The sequence below is a fragment of the Candidatus Binatota bacterium genome, assembly GCA_012960245.1.
GTDB lineage: Bacteria > Desulfobacterota > Binatia > UBA1149 > UBA1149 > UBA1149.
The window spans coordinates 1-5,411 of the sequence record DUBO01000017.1; the positions used below are offsets into that span (position 1 = coordinate 1).

Annotated in this window: 6 protein-coding genes and 1 tRNA gene; 3 read left to right on the plus strand and 4 right to left on the minus strand. The window is 62.9% G+C overall.

Translation table 11 applies throughout. From position 1 onward, the window contains the following. Positions 1 to 17: 17 nt before the first annotated feature. The 3 genes from EYQ35_03015 to EYQ35_03025 form a co-directional block, all read right to left on the minus strand. Positions 18 to 93 (minus strand) — tRNA-Thr (locus EYQ35_03015). A 264-nt stretch (positions 94 to 357) separates the two neighbouring features. Continuing rightward, entirely contained in the window at positions 358 to 1,104 is a 747-nt protein-coding gene (locus EYQ35_03020; GenBank protein ID HIF63112.1) for a hypothetical protein, read from the minus strand. Between the two features lie 240 nt (positions 1,105 to 1,344). Next, positions 1,345 to 1,725, minus strand: coding sequence for a hypothetical protein (locus tag EYQ35_03025; protein HIF63113.1), 381 nt, complete (start codon positions 1,723 to 1,725; stop codon positions 1,345 to 1,347). Positions 1,726 to 1,791: 66 nt separating this feature from the next. Here EYQ35_03025 and EYQ35_03030 point away from each other — a divergent pair, with 66 nt between their 5' ends. Then, positions 1,792 to 2,310 (plus strand): hypothetical protein, encoded by a 519-nt coding sequence (locus EYQ35_03030; GenBank protein HIF63114.1) that lies wholly within the window; start codon positions 1,792 to 1,794, stop codon positions 2,308 to 2,310. A gap of 25 nt (positions 2,311 to 2,335) precedes the next feature. Further along, positions 2,336 to 3,541, plus strand: a complete 1,206-nt coding sequence (locus tag EYQ35_03035) for a hypothetical protein (GenBank protein HIF63115.1) — start codon at positions 2,336 to 2,338, stop codon at positions 3,539 to 3,541. On the opposite strand, the gene EYQ35_03040 is transcribed toward EYQ35_03035, so the two are convergent. Next, positions 3,538 to 4,395, minus strand: coding sequence for a hypothetical protein (locus EYQ35_03040; GenBank protein ID HIF63116.1), 858 nt, complete (start codon positions 4,393 to 4,395; stop codon positions 3,538 to 3,540). The genes EYQ35_03035 and EYQ35_03040 overlap by 4 nt on opposite strands. A gap of 131 nt (positions 4,396 to 4,526) precedes the next feature. On the opposite strand from EYQ35_03040, the gene EYQ35_03045 reads away from it, so the two are divergent. Beyond that, complete coding sequence (locus tag EYQ35_03045; protein HIF63117.1) at positions 4,527 to 5,387, plus strand: hypothetical protein; 861 nt, start codon at positions 4,527 to 4,529, stop codon at positions 5,385 to 5,387. The last annotated feature ends 24 nt before the right edge of the window (positions 5,388 to 5,411 follow it).

Consider the following 5,411-nt stretch of genomic DNA (forward strand, 5'->3'; position numbering starts at 1 on the left):
CAAGGCCGCGGTAAGACTGGAGCTGACGGGCGGAGTTGAACCGCCGACCTGCTGATTACGAATCAGCTGCTCTACCAACTGAGCTACGTCAGCCTGTCGTTATGAACAGATTCGGAGGCTAACGCGCTCCGGGGTGCATGTCTATTGAGGATATCACGAACCACGGCGCGTGGTTTCGTAACAAATGGGCAAAACAACCAAGCGTTGCCAATGCGTGATTGAGCCCGAAAAAAAAGTGGCCGCCAACCCTGGAGATAGCCAGGGCCGGCGACCGGACAGCGGCGTCTTAATGGGCTGACGCCGGCTGTACTGACCCCCACCCGGCCCATTCACCGGGGCGCGCCCGAAAACGCAAGGTCAAGGCATAGTTGTCGTGGTGGTCGTGGTCGAAGCCCCCAGCGCCACGCAGTCGGCCAGGCAACTGGCAAACGGCGCCGAGCAAAGATCATTGGCGTCAAACCAAGCGTCGTTACAATCCTCGTGACAGCTCACGTTGGATCCCGAACCGCAATCTTTTCTGCACTGCTTGAACGCTTTCTTGGCGTCCTTGAAGCAAGGGTTGGCAACATCACCGCAGGCCCGCACGCAGACCGGGTCGTTACCGTCGCACACGTTCCTGCAGATTCCGCGATCGCCCTTGCACGCTACCTGGGCGTCCTTGCGAAGGGAGTCGGCGGCTTTCTTGCAGGTCTTCCGATCATCCTTGCAGGCGTCATGACAATCTCCCTCGGCGTTACCGCAACCCGAGCGGCACGAGTCGCGCGAGTCGTCACAAGTGTCGCGGCAGATGTCCGGGGTAGGATCAGTGCTGCAGGCCTCCTTGCAGGTGTCCCTGGTGGTATCGCAGGTATCGCGACACGTGTCTTCAGCCGTGTCACAACCGTCCCTGCAGGTCTCACGGGTGTCCTTGCAACCGTCGCGCGTGACGTCGCGCAACTCCTTGGCTTGCTTATCGCACGACTTGCGCGAAGAGTTGCAGGCCTTGGAACAGATCGAGGATTCCTTTGAAGCCTCGACGTCACCGGCCACAAAACCGTCTGCAAAAAGAAAAGCGGGCAGCAAAAGCGCGGCCAGCAACAACGTTCGGGGTATAGAATCCTGCATCCCTTTCCTCCTGCCTGGCAGCTGCCGGGCTGAAAAGGCGAGTCGTTACCCCGAAGCAACATCGCCGGTTAGTACTAGACGCAGCTTAACCCCAGCGCCGGGGGCCAGTCAAGGGCTCCAATGCGGGCTGGATAAAAAACCCAGGCCGATTTCAGCCCGGTCTATAGAGAAATCCTATTTGTAAAACTCTTCAATAGTACGGGCGGCAAACAGGGCCCCTCACAGCGAGAGGGGTGAACGTCAGTCAGCGGCCACGGCTTCGTGCACTTCCAGGCCCTTGATACCCGAGCGCTCGGACGTCTTGCCCTTGATGCTCGCGCGCGAACCGGCGAGTTCCTTTACGGCGTCGAAGGCCGACTCCTTGCCGTGGCGCGGGTAGAGCAGGTACACGCTGCCGTCGTCGGTGAGCAGGCCCAGCGGCATGCCGTGCTCGGCACAGGTCTGGGCGCAGCGCTTGTGCTGCGGACCCTTGGCGTTCTTGGGTATGTAGCAGGCAAGGTCGAGAATCTCGCCCACCATGGCGTCCTCGGCCCAGGCCTGGCCGTCGCCGTAAAGACCGCCGCCAGGGATGGCCAGAAGCGCAGCAAACACCAACGCAGAAACAAACAGTGAAACTCTCATCTATGATCCTCCAGTGAGTGCACCATTCTAGTTGAACACTGCGGCTACTCCCAATAAAGGTAAACCATGCAAAACCCCTCTGCCTTCCACCGCCCCTGGCTTACCCTGTTGTTAATGCTGGTGGCCGCGGGCTGCGCCGGCGAGGGCGCGGGCGGTTCCGCCACTTCGGGCGGCGCGTCGCTAGCTGATATCCAGCAACAGATCTTCACCCCGAGTTGTGCTTTTTTCGGCTGCCACGACGCGGTAATCCAGCAGGCGGGGCTCAACCTGTCGAGCGTAGCTGCCTCGCACGCCGGCCTGGTCAACGCGGCTTCCACGCTCTGCGCCGGTCGCACCCTGGTCGTTGCCGGTGACCCGGACGCGAGCTACCTGATGAACAAGGTCGGCGCGTCGACCGATCGCTGCGGCGCGCAGATGCCCGACATAGGCGGGTTGCCTTCTCTCTCCAACGAACAGCTCGAACAGATAGGCTCGTGGATAGAGGCGGGAGCCGAGTTGCCCATGACGACGGCCTCATGCTGCACGACCACTTCGACCAGCTTGACCACTTCGACCAGCTTGACCACTTCGACCACGCTCTTCTAAGATTCGCCCACAGGAGTAAAAGAACATGCTCGCATCCACGCGCAACACCACGAGGCTCGCCTCGACACTGCTGGTCGTAACCGCACTGCTCGCACAGTCGACGCCGGCACGGGCCGAACCCTACATGGCCTTGCGCGGCGGTTACTCCTGCGCCGACTGCCACGTCAACCGAACCGGCGGTGGCATGCGCACGCTCACCGCCGAGATGCACGCCGTCGACATCCTCAATCTGCCCAACGACGGCCAGGGCCTGCTGCCCGCGCACGACGATTGGTTTTCGCCCAACATCAACGACTACTTCTCCGTGGGCGCCGACCTGCGCATGGTCGACCGGCTGCTGTTCCAGGACGACCCTGACCTGAACGGCGAGGTCGAAAACAACACCGCCTTCCGCGACCTGGAGAGCAATGACATCGACATCGAGCAGGCCACGCTCTACGCCGAGCTGCGCCTGATACCAGGCGTGCTGTCGGCCTACATAGACGAGCGCGTGGCGCCCGGTGGAGCCGACAACCGCGAGGCCTTCCTGCTGGCCGACGGCATCATGCCCGGCGACAGCTTCTTGAAAGACGCCTACCTCAAGGCCGGCAAGTTCTTCCCGGCCTGGGGCCTCAAGCTGCAGGACGACACCGCCTTTGTGAACTCGACCTCGGGCTTCAACTTTGACCGCTCGGTCACCGGCGTGGAGCTGGGCCGCGGTGGCGAGGGCCTGAACTGGGCCGTGTCGGTCTCAGAGGGCAACGAGGACAACGACAGCGACCAGCTGCTGACCGCCAACGCCTTCTACCTGTGGACCGACCTCGAGGGGCCGGTGGCCAACGCCATGCTGGGCGGCTCGGCTTCGCACGATTCACCGGGCAACCTGGAGTCCAATACCTTCGCGCTTTACACGGGGCTGTCGCGGGGCGCGCTAGCGCTGCTGGCCCAGGCCAACATCACCGACACCGAGCAGGACAACGGATCGGGAATTGAAGACGTGCAGGCCTGGGCGGGTTACATCGAGGCCAACTACCTGTTGTGCGACTGGATGAACGCCAAACTGGCTTTCGACTTCTACGACCCCAGCGACAACATCGCCGAGGACACGCGCAACCGCGTCAGCGTGGGCGTGGAGCCCTTCATCGATCGCTTCGTGCAACTTCGGGCGTTCTACCGTGTGTACAACGGGCCCGAGGATCAGCCGCAGCACAACCGCGACGAGCTAACGCTCGAAGCCCACTTGTTCTTCTAGGGAACCGGCATTTCGCGCCAGCCGTCCGACGCGAGCCAGGCGACGAGCTCTACCAACGAATCGATTTCCTCGTCTTCGAGAAAATCTCCGTAGCTCGGCATCTTCAGCGCCTGGGACTCCAACACGCGACGCGCGAGCGGATTGTCGAGGAGACGGCTGACCGCAGCATCGCTTATCCACTCTCGAAGCTCTTCATTGTCGGCCACGAGTTCGGCGTAGTCCTCGCCGAAAAAGCCAGGCACATAGCCCTTGAGCGAGCCCGGGTTTTGCACCCCGCCCGTACCCATGGGGCCATGGCAGGAAAAACATCCCAGGCGGTGAGCCAGCTCGAGTCCGTCGGCCACGCGCGCCGTGCGTTGTTTTTCTTCGTCGGGTGCCGACGCCGGCGCGTCAGGAAACTGCAGGCCCGATATGGCACCAAGCCAGGCGACCAACTGTTCGAGCTCGCCGCTTGCCAAAAACGGCTCGTAGGCCGGCATGACCACCGCGCGGGCACTACCCTGCCCCGCCGTGAATCCCGAGCGGTCGTTGAGGGACTCGTCGTCCAGGCGGCGGCCGTACAGTATCCACTCGCGCAGGTGTTCGGGCTCATCGGCCCACATCATCATCTCGCCACCCGACAGGGCCGGCACGACGCCGTTTTCGCTGCCCGGGTTGTCAAAACCGCCACCCCCGGCCGCGCCGTGGCAGGCCGGACAGCCCATGCGCAGGGCCACCCCGGCTCCCGCCTGGGCCACGTCCTCGTGGGGTGGAAACAGCATGCTTTTCACCGCTGGTCCAAACACCCAGACCTGCTCCGCAAGCAGCGCCAGTACTACGACGTAGAAGAAAATTTTCTTTGTCGTCGTTAGCATCGGGTGAAAGAGTTACGCGGGTCGAACGGCACCCCCCCGAAGGAGGCATCGGCAGAATGTGACTAGACATAACCCATGTGCACGGGTTATACGATAGCGAGCTGCCGGTTCCCCGCAGCCACTTACAAGCCATGACCAGTACAGTTCGATCCACGGCTCTTGCAGCCGCTTTCTCTCTTATTGCAGCCAGCCTGCTGGTTGTGGGTTTACCCCTGCAGGCCCCCGCAGCGGGCTGCGGCGATCCGGCCCCGCCGCCCAACGGCGACGGTAACGTCTCCGGCGCCGACGCGCTTTACTGCCTGCAGATGGCTGTCGGCAGTCAGCCCGTGGATCTCACCACCTGCGATGCTGACAACGGCGGCACGGCCTCGGCTTCGGACGCGCTGCGTATCCTGCAAAGCGCCGTAGGCCAGACCGTGCCCCTGACCTGCCCTGGCCCGCCCACCACGACGACCACCAGTACGACCGTCACCACGACCACCACCATGGGAGCACCCGCGCTCACCTGGACCGAGATAGCCGCCGTCTTCCAGGCGCCGATTCTGACAGGTGGCTGCGCCTCCTCCCTTGGCTGTCACGCCGTAAGTACGGTGCCCGCCTGCCCGTCCTGCTGCTTGGCAAAGCTGGCGGCCCTCGGTGGTTGCGTGCTGATGACCCACGCCGACATGGTGGGTATAGCCAGCTCAGAGCATTTGGGCCTCAATATTGTAGAGCCGGGCAACGCGGACGCGAGCTGGTTGATGGACAAGCTGGACGCCATGCCCTGGGTAACGGCCACACCTGCTGACTGTTTGTTGTCGGGGTTGGATGTCTCCCAGCGCTGCAGCGACGACTCTGCCGTACTGTGCACGAGCGACGGCGACTGCGTATCCGGAACCTGCGAAACCTGGTGCGGCACCGCCATGCCCCCCGCGCCGCTCGTACCCTTCCTGCCCCAGGAATTCCGCGACGGCGTGCGCTCCTGGATCAACTCGGGCGCGCCCAACAACTAAGGAAAGAGACACCTGCCGTTCTGC